The organism is Sphingobium sp. TomTYG46 (genome assembly GCF_055396345.1).
The window spans coordinates 1,208,820-1,224,287 of record NZ_AP027324.1 but is presented as its reverse complement, the minus strand read 5'-3'; the positions used below and the strand labels follow the sequence as shown (position 1 = coordinate 1,224,287).

General features: G+C 61.7%; 13 protein-coding genes. 8 read left to right on the top strand and 5 right to left on the bottom strand.

Translation table 11 applies throughout. The features are described from left to right. Positions 1 to 24: 24 nt before the first annotated feature. From ACZ5YV_RS06220 to ligA, 3 genes are all read left to right on the top strand, one after another. Complete coding sequence (locus tag ACZ5YV_RS06220; RefSeq protein WP_464789034.1) at positions 25 to 810, top strand: outer membrane protein assembly factor BamD; 786 nt, start codon at positions 25 to 27, stop codon at positions 808 to 810. 107 nt (positions 811 to 917) lie between these two features. Then, positions 918 to 2,579 carry a DNA repair protein RecN gene (recN, locus tag ACZ5YV_RS06215; RefSeq protein ID WP_464789033.1) on the top strand — a complete coding sequence of 554 codons (1,662 nt, stop codon included), beginning with the start codon at positions 918 to 920 and terminating at the stop codon, positions 2,577 to 2,579. A gap of 60 nt (positions 2,580 to 2,639) precedes the next feature. After that, positions 2,640 to 4,784, top strand: a complete 2,145-nt coding sequence (ligA, locus tag ACZ5YV_RS06210; RefSeq protein WP_464789032.1) for an NAD-dependent DNA ligase LigA — start codon at positions 2,640 to 2,642, stop codon at positions 4,782 to 4,784. Between the two features lie 143 nt (positions 4,785 to 4,927). Here ligA and yghU read toward each other — a convergent pair whose 3' ends face one another. After that, a complete protein-coding gene (yghU, locus tag ACZ5YV_RS06205) occupies positions 4,928 to 5,800 on the bottom strand; it encodes a glutathione-dependent disulfide-bond oxidoreductase (RefSeq protein ID WP_464789031.1) in 873 nt (290 codons plus the stop codon). Further along, positions 5,793 to 6,104, bottom strand: coding sequence for a hypothetical protein (locus ACZ5YV_RS06200; protein WP_464789030.1), 312 nt, complete (start codon positions 6,102 to 6,104; stop codon positions 5,793 to 5,795). The genes yghU and ACZ5YV_RS06200 overlap by 8 nt, the downstream gene beginning before the upstream one ends. Positions 6,105 to 6,199: 95 nt before the next feature. Here ACZ5YV_RS06200 and groES point away from each other — a divergent pair, with 95 nt between their 5' ends. The 3 genes from groES to ACZ5YV_RS06185 all read left to right on the top strand — a co-directional run bounded on the left by groES (position 6,200) and on the right by ACZ5YV_RS06185 (position 10,799). Further along, complete coding sequence (gene groES, locus ACZ5YV_RS06195; protein WP_167302842.1) at positions 6,200 to 6,487, top strand: co-chaperone GroES; 288 nt, start codon at positions 6,200 to 6,202, stop codon at positions 6,485 to 6,487. A 111-nt stretch (positions 6,488 to 6,598) separates the two neighbouring features. Next, positions 6,599 to 8,245, top strand: coding sequence for a chaperonin GroEL (gene groL / locus ACZ5YV_RS06190; RefSeq protein WP_464789029.1), 1,647 nt, complete (start codon positions 6,599 to 6,601; stop codon positions 8,243 to 8,245). A 562-nt stretch (positions 8,246 to 8,807) separates the two neighbouring features. Beyond that, positions 8,808 to 10,799, top strand: coding sequence for a putative bifunctional diguanylate cyclase/phosphodiesterase (locus ACZ5YV_RS06185; protein WP_464789028.1), 1,992 nt, complete (start codon positions 8,808 to 8,810; stop codon positions 10,797 to 10,799). A 3-nt stretch (positions 10,800 to 10,802) separates the two neighbouring features. Here ACZ5YV_RS06185 and ACZ5YV_RS06180 read toward each other — a convergent pair whose 3' ends face one another. Next, a complete protein-coding gene (locus ACZ5YV_RS06180; protein WP_464789027.1) occupies positions 10,803 to 11,759 on the bottom strand; it encodes a crotonase/enoyl-CoA hydratase family protein in 957 nt (318 codons plus the stop codon). Between the two features lie 238 nt (positions 11,760 to 11,997). Here ACZ5YV_RS06180 and ACZ5YV_RS06175 point away from each other — a divergent pair, with 238 nt between their 5' ends. After that, positions 11,998 to 12,177 (top strand): hypothetical protein, encoded by a 180-nt coding sequence (locus ACZ5YV_RS06175; RefSeq protein ID WP_449471859.1) that lies wholly within the window; start codon positions 11,998 to 12,000, stop codon positions 12,175 to 12,177. Positions 12,178 to 12,238: 61 nt separating this feature from the next. Beyond that, positions 12,239 to 13,369: a tRNA guanosine(34) transglycosylase Tgt gene (gene tgt / locus ACZ5YV_RS06170; RefSeq protein WP_464789026.1), complete on the top strand. Its 1,131-nt coding sequence runs from the start codon at positions 12,239 to 12,241 to the stop codon at positions 13,367 to 13,369. A 3-nt stretch (positions 13,370 to 13,372) separates the two neighbouring features. Here tgt and ACZ5YV_RS06165 read toward each other — a convergent pair whose 3' ends face one another. Together ACZ5YV_RS06165 and ACZ5YV_RS06160 are read right to left on the bottom strand one after the other, a co-directional pair. Beyond that, positions 13,373 to 14,923: a sensor histidine kinase gene (locus tag ACZ5YV_RS06165; RefSeq protein ID WP_464789025.1), complete on the bottom strand. Its 1,551-nt coding sequence runs from the start codon at positions 14,921 to 14,923 to the stop codon at positions 13,373 to 13,375. A gap of 191 nt (positions 14,924 to 15,114) precedes the next feature. Continuing rightward, entirely contained in the window at positions 15,115 to 15,339 is a 225-nt protein-coding gene (locus tag ACZ5YV_RS06160) for a NepR family anti-sigma factor (RefSeq protein WP_464789024.1), read from the bottom strand. Positions 15,340 to 15,468: the final 129 nt, after the last annotated feature.

Genomic DNA, 15,468 nt, shown 5'->3' with positions numbered 1-15,468 from the left:
CATTCGCTCCGCTATGACCCGGCCATGCTGACGAAAATCATGACGCGCATTGGCGCTGCTACCGCCCCGCTTCTGCTTGCCGCCTTGCTCGCCGGCTGCGCCACGTCGAAGAACAAGGCTGACACGCAATATGTCGCCCGTGACGTGTCCACGCTTTACAATGCGGGCAAATACCGGCTCGATCGCGGGCAGTATAAGATGGCCGCCGCCCTGTTTGACGAGGTGGAACGCCAGCATCCCTATTCCCCCTGGGCGCGCCGGGCGCAGCTCATGTCCGCGTTCAGCTATTATATGAACAAGGACTATAGTGAATCGATCGCGGCGTCGCAGCGCTTTCTGGCGATTCATACCGGGAATAAGGACGCGCCCTACGCCTATTATCTGATCGCGCTCTGCTATTATGAGCAGATCGCCGACGTTACCCGCGACCAGAAGATCACGCAGCAGTCGCTGGATTCGCTGGGCGAGTTGATCCGCCGCTATCCCGATACCCGTTATGCCGCCGATGCGCGGTTGAAGCTGGACCTGGTCAACGATCACCTCGCGGGCAAGGAGATGGAAGTCGGCCGTTTCTACCAGCGTCGCGGGCAGTGGCTGGCAGCGACGCTACGCTTCCGCGTGGTCATCGACAAATATCAGACGACCACCCACACGCCTGAGGCGCTGGAGCGTCTGGTCGAAAGCTATCTCTCGCTCGGTATCCCGGAGGAAGCGCAGAAGGCTGCGGCTGTTCTGGGCAAGAACTATCCTGGCTCCAAATGGTATGAGCGTAGCTACAAGCTCATGCGGGAACATGGCGCGAAGGCGTGATCGAATGGCTTCGTCATCCCAGCGGAAGCTGGGATCTCAGGCGATCGGGCACGGCGTAGAGGCACGAGACCCCAGCTTTCGCTGGGGTGACGACTGACGGAGTCGTCATGCTGACCAATCTTTCCATCCGCAACGTCGTCCTGATTGAGGCGCTGGACCTGGAGTTCGGCACGGGCCTTGGCGTGCTGACGGGTGAGACCGGCGCGGGCAAGTCTATCCTTCTCGATTCGCTTGGGCTGGCGCTGGGGGCGAGGGCTGACAGTGGCCTCGTCCGCAGCGGGGAGGCGCAGGCCAGCGTCACCGCGACCTTCAACATTCCGCGCGCTGATCACAGGGCTGCCGAACTGCTCGGCAGCAACGGCATCGAACTTGATGCGGGCGAATCACTCATCATCCGCCGAACCTTGAAGGCTGACGGGGGAAGCCGGGCATTCGTCAATGATCAGCCCTGTTCCGCCGCATTGCTGCGCGACCTGGGCGGCACGCTGGTCGAGATACATGGGCAGCATGACGATCGCGGGCTGCTCAACTCACGCGGGCATCGTCAGTTGCTGGATGTCTATGGCCGTTGCGACAGCGCGTCGGTGGCATTTTCCCACTCTGCCTGGCGCGCGGCGGCGGATCGGCTGGCGGAAAGCCGCGCGGCGGTCGAGGTGGCGGCGCGGGATCGCGACTATTTGACCCATGCCGTTGAGGAACTCTCCCGCTTCGGCCCCGAGCCCGGCGAGGAAGCGGCGCTGGCCGAAGAGCGCGCGACCATGCAAAAGGGTGCGCGGCTGTCCGATGACCTATCCACGGTAACGGATTGCCTCACCGGGTCGGATGGTGGGTTGGCGCAGTTGCGGCAGGCGGCGCGGCGGCTCGACCGCATGGTGGGTGAATATGAGCCACTTGCCGAAGTGCTCGCCGCCCTCGACCGGGCGGTGATTGAGGCGGGCGAGGCGGAGGACCGGCTGGCCAAGGCAGCGGATGCGCTCAGCTTTGATCCGGCGCGGTTGGACGCGATCGAAACGCGGCTGTTCGACCTGCGCGGATTGGCGCGCAAGCATCAGGTCGCCGCCGATGACCTTGCTGCGCTGCGCGATGAGATGGCGGCGAAGCTGGCCGCCATCGAGGGTGGGGAGGAGCATATCGCCGCGCTGGAGGCTGCTGTCGCCGCTAGTGCTGCCGCCTATCGCGAGGCGGCGCAGGCGTTGTCCGCCCAGCGCAAGGATGCTGCCGCGCGGCTGGATGCAGCCGTGGCGGCTGAACTCGCGCCGCTGAAGCTGGACGCCGCGCGCTTCCGCACGACCGTCGCCGCGCTTGATGAAGGGCAGTGGAGCGCGCAGGGCATGGACCGGGTGGAGTTTGAAATTTCCACCAATCCCGGCGCGCCCTTTGCGCCATTGGTGAAGATCGCTTCAGGTGGCGAACTGTCGCGCTTCATCCTGGCGCTCAAGGTCGCGCTGGCGGAGCGGGGCGGGGCGGACACGCTGATCTTCGACGAGATTGACCGGGGCGTCGGCGGCGCGGTGGCTTCAGCGATCGGCGACCGGCTGGCGCGGCTGGCGCGGAGTAACCAGATACTCGTCGTCACCCACAGCCCGCAGGTGGCAGCGCGCGGCGCTGGCCATATGTTGATCGCCAAGGCCAGCGACGGCAGAGTAACCCGCACTGGCGTCCATGCCCTCAGCGATGGGGAGCGGCGCGAAGAGATTGCCCGCATGCTCTCCGGCGCGGAAATCACTGCCGAAGCAAGGGCGCAGGCTGAGCGGTTGCTCGAAGTCTGAACTGCTGCGGGCAAATGATCGCTTCTCGACAAGCCCGCCCTGAACGGGGATGGAGCAGATATGAGTGACTCGATCGACCTGACCCAGATGACTGAAGCCGAAGCCGCCAATCGCCTGATGCGGCTGGCCAGGGAAATTGCGCGACACAATCGGCTCTACCATGATCAGGATCAGCCCGAGATCACGGACGCTGCTTATGATGCGCTGATCCGCGAGAATGGAGCGCTGGAGGCGGCTTTCCCACAGCTTGTCCGCGCGGATTCCCCCAACGCGCAGGTCGGGGCTGCGCCGACTTCGGGGTTGAAGAAGGTCCAGCATGCGGTTCGCATGATGAGCCTCGACAACGGCTTTTCGGACGAGGACATCGCCGAATTCGTGGCGCGTGTGCGCCGCTTCCTCGCACTGCCTGACGGGGAGCCTGTTGCCCTGACGGCTGAGCCGAAGATCGACGGTCTGTCCTGTTCGCTCCGCTATGAGAAGGGAGAGCTACGCCTGGCCGCAACCCGTGGCGACGGCACGACCGGTGAGGATGTGACCGCTAATGTGCGCCACATCGGCGACATTCCCGACCGGCTGACTGGAGAGGACGTACCCGACCTGTTCGAGGTCCGGGGTGAGGTTTATATGGCCAAGGCCGACTTCGTGGCGCTCAATCAGCGCCTGCTGGCTGAGGCTGACGATCCAGAAAAGGCGCGGCAATTCGCCAACCCCCGCAATGCTGCGGCGGGATCGTTGCGGCAGAAGGATGCCACCGTCACCGCCAGCCGCCCGCTGCGATTCCTCGCCCATGGTTGGGGCGAGGCGAGCAGCCTTCCGGCAGAGACGCAGCTTGGCGTCATGCAGGCAATCGGGCGTTGGGGCCTGCCAGTGTCGGACATGCTGACCTGCGTGGACTCGCTTGACGGATTGATCGCCCATTATCGCGGGATAGAGGCGGCGCGCGCCGACCTTCCCTTCGACATTGATGGTGTGGTCTACAAGGTGGACCGGCTCGATTGGCAACAGCGGCTGGGCTTTGTTGCCAAGGCGCCGCGTTGGGCGATCGCGCATAAATTTCCGGCGGAACGGGCGCAGACCACGTTGGAGGCGATCGACATTCAGGTCGGTCGCACGGGCAAGCTGACCCCGGTTGGACGGCTCACCCCCGTAACGGTGGGCGGCGTGGTCGTGTCCAACGTGACGCTGCATAATGCCGACGAGATCGAGCGCCTGGGCGTGCGTCCGGGCGATCGTATCGTGGTGCAGCGTGCGGGCGATGTCATCCCGCAGGTGGTCGACAATCTGACCCGCGACGAAGCGCGCCCCGCTTTCCTCTTCCCCGACCATTGCCCCGTATGCGGGTCGGAGGCTGTGCGCGAAGAGGGCGAAGTCGATATTCGCTGCACCGGCGGGCTGATCTGCGGTGCGCAACGGTTTGAACGGCTCCGCCATTTCGTCAGCCGTGGTGCGCTCGACATCGAAGGGCTGGGCGAGAAGACCATTCAGGAATTTCTCGACCTTGGCTGGATCACCGAACCGGCTGACATCTTCCGCCTTAAACAGCATCGCGCCGCGCTGCTGGGGCGAGAAGGGTGGAAGGAGAAATCTGTCGATAACCTGTTTGCCGCGATCGAGGCGAAGCGCGCTCCGGATGCAGCGCGCCTGCTCTTCGGTCTTGGTATTCGTCATATTGGCGCGGTCACGGCGCGCGATCTGCTGAAGCGCTACACGAACCTGCCCGGTATCAGGGCGCTGGCCGAGGACATCATGGCCTTACGCGATGCCACCATCTGTGCCGAGGGTGAGGAGGAAGCACGCTTCCGCAATCGGCTGGACAAGGCGATCGCGGAGATGATCGGCGTTGAAAATGTCGGTTCGGCGGTTGGCCATGCCCTCGCCGACTTCTTCCACGAACCGCATAACCGGGAGGCCTGGGACGATCTGCTGTCGGAAGTCTCGCCGCCCGACTATGTGGTTGAAACCACCGCCAGCGCGGTGACTGGCAAGACCGTGGTCTTCACTGGCAAGCTCGAAACCATGAGCCGGGACGAGGCCAAGGCGCAGGCCGAGCGCCTGGGCGCCAAGGCCGCAGGGTCGGTCAGCGCCAAGACGGACCTGCTGGTCGCTGGTCCCGGCGCGGGATCGAAGCTGAAACAGGCGGCTTCGCTTGGGATTGAGGTGATCGATGAAGCGGCTTGGGCCGAAATCGTGAAGGCGGCGGGGTAGGGACGCACTAACCACATCCCCGTCATTCCAGCGACCCGTAGGGCGGCGTAGCCAACGCTGGAATCTCAGGAAGCCGTGGAGCATAGGGTCGACGAGACCCCAGCGTTCGCTGGGGTGACGCGGTAGATGCTGCCGGGGCTTAGCTACCCGACCCCTTCCACCTTATCCTGCGTCTTCGTATCAAAGTCGCTCGCATCGTGCCGTTCCCGAAGCTGTTCCTCCAGCGGACCACTGGCACGATTCACGATCCGGCCGCGCTTCACGGCAGGGCGCGCATCGACCTGCTTCGCCCAACGCTGGACATTGGCGTAGCTCTGCACGTCCAGAAATTCGCCCGCGCCCACATAGGTCCGGTCGAGTGCCACCCCGCCATACCAGGGCCAGATCGCGATATCGGCGATCGTGAATTCATCGCCAGCGATATATTCATGCTCGCCAAGCTGGCGGTCCAGCACGTCGAACTGCCGCTTTACCTCCATCGCATAGCGGTTGATGGCATATTCGATCTTTTCAGGTGCATAGGCGAAGAAATGGCCAAAGCCGCCGCCCAACAGGGGCGCGCTGCCCATCTGCCAGAACAGCCAGGACAGGGTCGCGGTACGCTTCGCCGGGTCCGAGGGCAGGAACGCCCCGAACTTCTCGGCCAGATAGACCAGGATCGCGCCAGATTCGAACACCCGCTGCGGCGGTGAAACGCTGTGGTCCATCAGGGCAGGGATTTTGCTGTTCGGATTAACCGAGACAAAGCCGCTGCCGAACTGATCGCCCTCGCTGATGTTGATGAGCCAGGCGTCATATTCAGCGCCCGGATGGCCTGCCGCCAGCAACTCCTCCAGCATGATCGTGGCCTTTTGCCCATTGGGCGTGCCCAGCGAGTAGAGTTGCAGCGGGTGCTTTCCGACCGGAAGTTCCTTGTCGTGGGTCGCGCCCGCGATCGGCCGGTTTATGTTGGCAAAGGCACCCCCATTATCCTTGTCCCACGTCCAGACGCGAGGCGGAGTATAGCTTTCAATCATTTGGCAAAATGCTCCCTTGGCGAGGTTGCCTCGCAAGTAGGAAGCGTGGTCCTGTGCCGCAACTGTCGGGGTAAAGGGAAACGGCGTTGCGGCGCGCATTCAACGCGCCAATGGTCGCAACAATCCCGCGCATTGGCGCTGCATGGGTGACAAATGGCCTCCCATCGCGCACAAGGCGCACGCTTTCCGCCCGTGACGGGAAGCATAAAAAATCTGCATCCATCTCTTGACCGGCAATTTCATCGCTCCATATTCCGCGACGCTGGCACTCTTCAAAAGAGAGTGCTAACAGCACCTGGTTCATACGGGAGAAGGAACGGCGTTCAGCAGATTCGCGGATAGGGAAAACCCCGCGATTGGACGTCCGACCCAACCCAATAGAGGGAAAGGCAACTCAACATGGCATTTCGTCCGTTGCATGACCGCGTTCTCGTCCGCCGCGTAGAAGCGGAAGAGAAGACTGCCGGTGGCATCATCATCCCCGACACCGCCAAGGAAAAGCCGCAGGAAGGCGAAGTCGTTTCCGTCGGCACCGGCTCCAAGGCCGAAGATGGCAAGGTGACCCCGCTGGACGTCAAGGCTGGCGACCGCATTCTGTTCGGCAAGTGGTCGGGCACCGAGGTCAAGGTCGACGGTGAAGACCTGCTGATCATGAAGGAATCGGACATTCTGGGCGTCGTCGCCTAACCGATCATTGATGTCATCCCGGCGGAAGCCGGGATCTCAGGCCTTTAAACGCGGCGCTACGCCGCACCAGATCCCAGCTTTCGCTGGGATGACGGACAGAGGAACAAAATCATGGCTGCAAAAGACGTAAAGTTTTCGCGTGACGCCCGTGAGCGCATCCTGCGCGGCGTCGACATCCTGGCCGACGCGGTCAAGGTGACCCTGGGTCCCAAGGGCCGCAACGTCGTCATCGACAAGAGCTTCGGCGCTCCCCGCATCACCAAGGACGGCGTCAGCGTCGCCAAGGAAATCGAACTGAAGGACAAGTTCGAAAATATGGGCGCGCAGATGGTCCGCGAAGTTGCTTCGAAGACCAACGACATCGCCGGTGACGGCACCACCACCGCGACCGTTCTGGCCCAGGCCATCGTGCGCGAAGGCATGAAGTCGGTTGCCGCCGGCATGAACCCGATGGACCTGAAGCGGGGCATCGATCTAGCTGTCACCAAGGTCGTCGAGGACCTCAAGGGCCGTTCCAAGCCGGTTGCTGGCACGAAGGAAATCGCCCAGGTCGGCATCATTTCGGCTAATGGCGACACCGTCGTTGGCGAAAAGATCGCCGAAGCGATGGAGCGCGTCGGCAAGGAAGGCGTGATCACCGTCGAAGAAGCCAAGGGCCTCGAATTCGAACTGGACGTCGTTGAAGGCATGCAGTTCGACCGCGGCTACCTGTCGCCCTACTTCGTCACGAATCCGGAAAAGATGGCAGTTGAACTGGCTGATCCGTACATCCTGATCCACGAGAAGAAGCTGTCGAACCTTCAGTCGATCCTGCCGATCCTCGAAGCCGTCGTTCAGTCGGGCCGTCCTCTGCTGATCATCGCGGAAGACATTGAAGGCGAAGCGCTGGCGACCCTGGTCGTCAACAAGCTGCGCGGTGGCCTGAAGGTCGCTGCGGTCAAGGCGCCTGGCTTCGGCGACCGCCGCAAGGCCATGCTGGAAGACATCGCCGTCCTGACCAAGGGCGAAGTGATCTCCGAAGACCTCGGCATCAAGCTTGAGAACGTGACCCTCGGCATGCTCGGCACCGCCAAGCGCGTCACCATCGACAAGGACAACACCACCATCGTCGATGGCGCCGGTGATGCCGAAGCGATCAAGGGCCGCACCGAGCAGATTCGCGCGCAGATCGAGACCACCACGTCCGACTATGACCGCGAAAAGCTGCAGGAGCGTCTCGCCAAGCTGGCTGGCGGCGTTGCTGTCATCAAGGTTGGCGGTGCTTCGGAAGTAGAAGTCAAGGAGCGCAAGGACCGCGTCGACGACGCGCTGCACGCAACCCGCGCAGCCGTTGAAGAAGGCATCGTTCCCGGTGGCGGCACGGCTCTGCTGTACGCGACCAAGGCTCTCGAAGGCCTCAAGGGCGTGAACGACGACCAGACCCGTGGCATCGACATCATCCGCAAGGCTATCGAAGCGCCGCTGCGCCAGATCGCCCAGAATGCGGGCGTCGATGGTGCAGTCGTCGCTGGCAACCTGCTGCGCGAAAATGACGAGACCCAGGGCTTCAACGCCGCGACCGACACCTATGAGAACCTTGTCGCCGCTGGCGTCATCGATCCCACCAAGGTCGTTCGCGCTGCTCTGCAGGACGCGGCTTCGGTCGCCGGTCTGCTGATCACCACCGAAGCGTGCATCGCCGAAACGCCCGCCGACGACAAGGCGCCGATGGGCATGCCCGGCGGCGGCATGGGTGGCATGGGCGGCATGGACTTCTAAAGCGATCGTAGCAGTTGGGCTTCGGCCCGACTGTGGTTCGATCGCGACGGCAAAGTCCTTCGTTCAAGCGAAACGAGAAGGGCCGGTGGAGCGATCCACCGGCCTTTTTCTTTGGGGCTGCCGGAGCGAGGAAATTTCAGGCGCCCGGCTGTGGCTGATGCCATCGAAAGCTGGCATTTCGGGCGAGAGGCATGGCGCAATTTCGCGACATATTAGGGCATCATGCTTCAAATCGGCATAGCCTCCTATTGCCGTTCGCCCTGAGCCTGTCGAAGGGTTCTATTTCTTTTCAGGAAGAAGAGGGCTTCGACAAGCTCAGCCCGAACGGGGGTAGGGTAATTCCGATAAAAGCTATGCCGCTCCAGCTTGCGCAGGAGGGCTGACGGGATTGCCCTTCCAAGCATTCTGTAGGGAAGTCTGAAAGTTAATCGGCCGGACCAACGGGCGGAAAATGAAGGGGTCAGCCCGAAAGCTGACAGCCGCTCAATAGCTCCATTTCGGGCATCTTCCCGCCCCGGAATTTACCAAATAGAAATCATGTTTGGCCAAAGATGACGGAGACGTGTCACGCCTCTTCCTTCATTGGAGCGCAAAATTGCGCGCGCACCTCGCGCCCGATACTCAGCAGAGCGCTGAGGTGCAGGACAGACTTGTCCAATCGCTCTATGCCTCGCCCAAATCGCTGATGATCGGCGCACTGGCTGGCGGAGCGCTCAGTTTCGTCGTCGCCTACCATGCTGGCCGTGCCGAAATCACCACGATCGCAGCGTTGATTTTCCTGGTCGCGGTGAGCCGGTCGATCTCGGCAGTCTATTTTCTGCGGCAGTTGGCTGATCATCAAGGACCCACGCAGCAAATTTGGGGCCTTGCCTATGAACTGGGTGCGTGGGGCTATGCGGCGCTGCTTGGTCTGCTTGCCTTTGCCACGCTGGTCCTCACCGGCGACGCGTCGTTGCATATATTGAGCGTCACGCTGGTCGCGGCCTATTCAGGCGGCATCGCGGGGCGCAATGCTGGCCGCATCCATATCGCTATTGGCCAGACATGTTTCGCGCTGCTGCCAACCTCCCTTGGTCTCTGCATCGCGGGGGGGCTTGGCTATTGGGTTCTGGCGACCATGCTGTTCCTGATGATCTTCGCCATGGCGGAAATCACGCGCACGACGCACAGAATCGTCGTGGAGGCATTGCAGGGCAATTATGAAAAGTCGCAGCTGGCGACGAAGTTCGAGCGGCTGGCGCGGTTCGACAGCTTGACCGGTGTCGAAAACCGGATGGCGATGCAGATGCGCTTGCGGGAACTGTTCGACAAGCGTCAGTCCGATCAGGACCCCATGGCCGTGTTCTGGATGGATCTGGACCGGTTCAAGGAAATTAATGATTCGCTCGGCCATATCATTGGTGACCAGCTGCTCTGCACAGTCGCCGCGCGGCTTTCCCAAGCGCTTGACAGCCGTGGCCATGTCGCGCGCTTTGGCGGGGACGAATTTATCGTGATTTGCCCCGGCGCGGATCGCTCCATTGCCGAGCAGATCGCCCGTGACGTGATGGCAGAGTTCAGCCACGACTTCGACGTCAGCGGCTATCATCTGACGGTCACCGCATCGATAGGCATTGCGGTTGCGCCCGATGACGGGCGCGATAGCGAAGAACTGCTCCAGCACGCCGACATGGCTCTGTATGAGGCGAAACGCACCGGGCGGAACCGCCATGCGCAGTTCGACTGGTCGATGAAAGAGCGCCAGAACCGGACCTATGAGCTGGAAATGGCGCTGCGCAGCGCCATGGCGAACGGCGAGCTGCTGCTGCATTATCAGCCGATCTTTGACACCGTCACCGGCAAGATCGCCATCTGCGAAGCGTTGATGCGGTGGGATCACCCGACCATGGGCCGGATTTCGCCGACCGAATTCATACCGGTCGCCGAAAGCAGCTCCCTGATCGAACCGATCACCGCATGGGCGCTGGAGCAGGCGTGCCGGGACGCCATGCTATGGGACGATCATGTCCGCGTCGCCGTCAACATCTCGCCCGCGCTGATCAAGAGCGACGGGCTTCCGCGCGCCGTCATATCGGCGCTGATGGGATCGGGCCTGAAGGCCAAGCGGCTGGAACTGGAAGTGACGGAGTCCATCTTCCTGGAAGATAGTGGCCGGACCAGCCTCATCCTGTCGGAGCTTCAGCGTATCGGGTTGCGGCTGGCCCTTGATGATTTTGGAACCGGCTATTCGTCGCTCGGCTATCTGCGCGACTATTCCTTCGACACGCTGAAGGTCGATCAAAGCTTCATGCGTAGCGTGGGTGAAAAGGGGCGGGATCGCGCCATCGCACAGTCGGTTGCCTATCTGGCCCATTCGCTCGACGTTGAAACGGTGGCGGAAGGCATCGAGACTGAAGAGCAGCTGCGTTATGCGCGCGAGATGGGTTTCACCAATGTACAGGGATTCGTGCTCAGTCGCCCGATGCCCGCCGAAGACTTGCTCAACATGATGAACGACATGCAGCGAGAGAAGAGCAACGTCGTCACGCTCATGCAGAGCCGCCGCCGCGCCTGACGGCTATTTGGTCAGGCGCGTCTGGGCCGAAGCGAGCCGACGCATCATGCGCAGGTCCTTGGGATCGAGCTTGAGCGCGGTTGCCGCCCAATTCTCCACAATGTCCTTAAGCTCGGCATAATCGAGCGGATCGACGCGGCGGCCCGCTTCGAACACGCCGACATGGCCCGCATGGTGCGGACGGTTGCCGGTGATATAGTCACGCACGGCCTGTTCGCCCTCTCCATCCTCGGCAAGGATGGTGACCACGCCCATGTCGTACATCTCTTCAGCGGTATAGACCTTGCCCGACAGGATCATGCGCTCCGCCATGCGACGGCCGAGCTTGCGCGCCAGGATGGAATAGGCGCCCATGCCGGGGAAAAGGCCGAAGAGCATTTCGGGCAGGCCGAAACGAGCGCTCCGCTCCGCCACGACGACGTCGAAGCAGAGAAGCGCTTCGAAGCCGCCGCCAAGTGCATCGCCCTGCGCCAATGCGATAGAGATTAGCGGCATGTCCGCATTGCGCCAGGCGCGATGGACCACGTCGATGCAGGCATGGCCATATTTGACGAGGCCGGGCAGGTCGCCCCGCTCGATGCAGCCAGCAAACAGCTCAAGGTCGCCGCCAAGGTTGAAAACGCCCGGAAAGCGTGAGCCCAGCACCATATATTTGAGCGGCAGAGCGCCTTCATCAAACAGCCGCTTGGCCTCTGTCTGCCAAAGCCGAATGTCGCGCAGCATCGGCAAACTGTAGTTTGGCCGATTCGCGGGGGTCATGAACGCCCATAATGTGTCGGTCGATTCTTCAAAGCTGACGTCGACCTGGCCCAGGTCGAACAGCATCGAATGGCCGTTGTCGCGCGCTTGGGGCGCAGCTTCCGTAGCGGCAAAGGGCTGAATGCTTTCGACATGCAAATGCACAGGCGAAGCGTCCTCCACCTCATCACGTGCCGGATTAAACCGTCCGGAATCAATCATCTGTGCCCCCGCATTTCGATATGTGCTGAGGAAAACAATATTGTCAGACCTATGCAACCGCCGCGAACCCGAAGAGTGGGTCATTAACCCTTTTTATCGCTGACTGTTGCCTCTAAGTAGCAGAAATGACGCGATCACTATGGTTAACGTTGTATTAATGCAACAAATGCCGTTAACCAATTTGCAGATGAAGATCGTCTCAGGGCTTTGTTAACCTTTATTAATTATGAAATGGTGCATGGACAGACATCGCACCGATCCACAGATTGTGACGCTCCTGCTTCATGATGAAGAGGGGACGAGCTGGACCCTTAACCTGGCGGCTGATTGCCTGTGCTTCATCGGCAATTACCGGCGTGTGGAGGGTTTCGACATCGATGCGATCGTGGCGTTCGACGGCCTGCGCAAGGCTGGTTGATCCCGCATAATTTTTAAAAAGCGGTTCCCACTTCTTCGCGCGATGTTCTAGAGCGCGCAGCGTGACTCAATCCCGCTTTTCTTTCGCTATCGCCGCAACGGACGGCAAGGCCCGTACGGGCACGATCCAGATGCGCCGTGGGGAGATCAGAACCCCCGCCTTCATGCCGGTGGGCACCGCCGCGACCGTCAAGGCCATGCGACCGGCCGAGGTCCGCGCGACTGGCGCTGATATCATCCTGGGCAATACCTATCATCTGATGCTGCGTCCCGGCGCCGAGCGTGTAGCAAGGCTGGGCGGACTGCATGGCTTTATGGGCTGGGAACGGCCGATCCTGACGGACAGCGGCGGTTATCAGGTGATGAGCCTGTCCGCGCTCACGAAGATGAGCGAGGAGGGGGTGGCCTTCGCTAGTCATATCGACGGGTCCCGTCATATGCTGACGCCCGAACGGTCGATGGAGATTCAGCGCCTGCTCGACAGCGACATCGTCATGGCGTTCGATGAATGCACGAAAAATGGCTGCACCCACGACGAAGCGGCGCACAGCATGGAGCGATCGATGCGGTGGGCGAAGCGGTCGCGCGAGGGCTTTGACGCGGGCGGCGAACATGCCGAGCGCGCGGCGCTGTTTGGCATCCAGCAGGGTTCGCTTGACGAAAATCTCCGGCGTGTTTCGGCGCAGAAGCTGATCGAGATCGGCTTTGACGGCTATGCCGTCGGCGGCCTGGCCGTCGGGGAGGGGCAGGAGGCGATGTTCGGCTGTCTCGACTATGCGCCCGATATGCTACCGCAGGACAAGCCCCGCTATCTGATGGGGGTGGGCAAACCCGACGACATTGTGGGAGCCGTGGAACGCGGCATCGACATGTTCGATTGCGTCCTGCCGACGCGCAGCGGGCGCAACGGACAGGCTTTCACCTGGGCTGGTCCCCTCAATATTCGCAACGCCCGCTTTGCCGAGGATCTTTCGCCGCTCGATCCACGCTGCACCTGTCCGGTCTGCGCGACATGGAGCCGCGCCTATCTGCATCATCTGGTAAAGGCCGGAGAAATGCTGGGCGCGATGCTGATGACTCAGCATAACATCCACTTTTACCAGTCATTGATGCAGGCGATCCGCGACAATATCGCACAAGGCCGGTTTTCTGCCTTCGCGGCGGATTTCCGGCGCGATTATCAACGGGTCTGATGATCAGGGAATGACGGTGATGGCGATGGCATAGTCGCCAGCGATCGGATCATGATCCAGCGGCGCGCGCAGCTGGCGGGAAAGGCCCGTCAGTACCCGGCCATAACGTTCCTCGATCCGCTCGCCCATCGCATCCGTAGCGCGCAAGGCCGGGGAACTGATGTGAAGGATCGCGCGGTCTTCGCGTCCGGGTTCAAGCTGCACCGTTATGCGCATGCCCGTCCTGGGATCGGAGAGCATTGCCAATTCCACCAGTTCGGTCAGCAGGAATGCGATAGGCACGGCGACGTCCTGACTGATGTGCAGATTGTCGCTGTCGATCTGGATGCCGAACCGCCGGGCTTCGGCTGGAGCAGTGCCGCGCAGGCTGGCGGACAATTCGCTGACCAGGGACCGCACGCCAACGCCGCGATGCTCCTCCAATTCCGCATAATGGTTGCGATGGACGACCGACAATGCATCGACGCGGCGCTGGATGGAGGCATAGGCCTCCACGGCTTCGGGCTCGTGCGCGGCACGGGCATGCAAGCTGATCAGGCTGGCGATGATCTGGAGGTTGTTCTTGACGCGATGATGCACCTCCCGCGTCAATTTACGCTGGGTTTCCAGACCTTCGGCCATCTCGGCCTCATGCGTTGCGACATCCTCGCTGATTTCGCGGAAGGTTTCGCCCAGCGCCACTATTTCCTGCGCTGGCGTGCGTATGCGGCGCATGGGCTCCAGCACTTCGCCGGGATGATAGGCTGCTACGGTGCGGCGCAGCGCGACTAGCGGCTGGATCAGCAGCCGGTTGACCACGAACCAGCCAATCGCCGCCGCCGCGAACCACATCACCAGCGGCAGGAACAGCGAAAGCATGCGCGCAAGCGTGACCGGCGGATCGCGCAAGGTCATGGTGAGCAGAATGTCCGGCGGATCAAGCCGCGCGGACAGGCTGGTGCTTTTGCCCCGCACATTGCCTGTTGGACGACTGACCACCAGAAGCTGATCGCCCTGCTGCAAGCTTAACTGCCGGTTCTGAAGCGCGGTGGTCGGGCTGGCGATCGTTTCCAGATAGGAGCGCGAATAATAGGCGATCGCCGCCACCTGCCGGTTGTCGCTGACCACGCGGCTGACGAGATAGCCAGATGCTGGCAGCAGGAGCGCCGGGGCCGTGTGAAAACGTGCCGCCTTGGTCAGGCCGTGCGGTTCTGGCTGGGACGATCCGCAGATGCGGCGGCCCTTTCGATCGTAGATATAATATCGGCCACCTTCCCGGTCGTGAGACGTCAGGAAGAGCGAAAGCCGCTGGCACATTTCCGGCCCCTCGCTGCCGGTGGACAGCGCGTTGGCGGTAAGCAACAATGCCGTTCGATCCGAAGCAAGGTCTTCGGTCAACTTGCGCGCGCTCTGCGTCACGGACACTCGAAGCAGCGCTTCCTTTTCGAGGTCAGACGTCCGGATGGCCTGCAACGACGCGACAAGGGCGATAAGACCCAGCGGCAGCAGGGCGAGCGTCAGGATGAGGAACATCTTGACGCCGGTGGACTGGATCAGGCTGTTCAGGTTACGCATGAGCAATCAACTGGCTGGGACTGGCCGTCCCGTTCATGCGATAATCAGGAATGGGTTGACTGGAAGGGCTTGATGCACGCGAAAACGTACCGCCCATGCAACGGATCGGCCCACGCATATTCCATTTTCGAAAAGCACCAGCCTGCCCTCCGCCCGGGACGCCTCAATGACGTCGGCCCTTGAACCGACGCTTAGTCCAGCTTCCGCAGTAGGTCGAGCATTTCGGAGGGAATGTCTTCATCCACCGCACGCTGATAGACGGAGCGCAGCGCGTTGGCGACCTGTCCGTCACCCTTGGCTGGGGAGGACCGCCGTTTTCGGGACGCGCTGCCAGTCACGCCCGAATCCGGGGTGTTGGCGCCGACATCTTTCTTGTCCCCTCCCTTCACATCCCGTTCCGTCGTTGAAGCAACCAAAATACGCCCCTCTGCAACGCTAACATGTCAATCGGCATTTCTTTTGCGGCTTTCCCGCACGACGTCAATTGACCGCCAGCGGACCTTTACATCAAAATCCAGATTTCAGTTAAAAAACCGAACGGCAGT

Coding starts and splice junctions, on each gene's coding strand:
- ACZ5YV_RS06220 (WP_464789034.1), top strand. CDS start 25: ATGCTGACGAAAATCATGACGCGCATTGGCGCTGCTACCGCCCCGCTT.
- ACZ5YV_RS06200 (WP_464789030.1), bottom strand. CDS start 6,104: ATGAACCAGGTGCTGTTAGCACTCTCTTTTGAAGAGTGCCAGCGTCGC.
- groL (WP_464789029.1), top strand. CDS start 6,599: ATGGCTGCAAAAGACGTAAAGTTTTCGCGTGACGCCCGTGAGCGCATC.
- yghU (WP_464789031.1), bottom strand. CDS start 5,800: ATGATTGAAAGCTATACTCCGCCTCGCGTCTGGACGTGGGACAAGGAT.
- recN (WP_464789033.1), top strand. CDS start 918: ATGCTGACCAATCTTTCCATCCGCAACGTCGTCCTGATTGAGGCGCTG.
- ligA (WP_464789032.1), top strand. CDS start 2,640: ATGAGTGACTCGATCGACCTGACCCAGATGACTGAAGCCGAAGCCGCC.
- ACZ5YV_RS06165 (WP_464789025.1), bottom strand. CDS start 14,923: ATGCGTAACCTGAACAGCCTGATCCAGTCCACCGGCGTCAAGATGTTC.
- ACZ5YV_RS06175 (WP_449471859.1), top strand. CDS start 11,998: ATGGACAGACATCGCACCGATCCACAGATTGTGACGCTCCTGCTTCAT.
- ACZ5YV_RS06180 (WP_464789027.1), bottom strand. CDS start 11,759: ATGATTGATTCCGGACGGTTTAATCCGGCACGTGATGAGGTGGAGGAC.
- groES (WP_167302842.1), top strand. CDS start 6,200: ATGGCATTTCGTCCGTTGCATGACCGCGTTCTCGTCCGCCGCGTAGAA.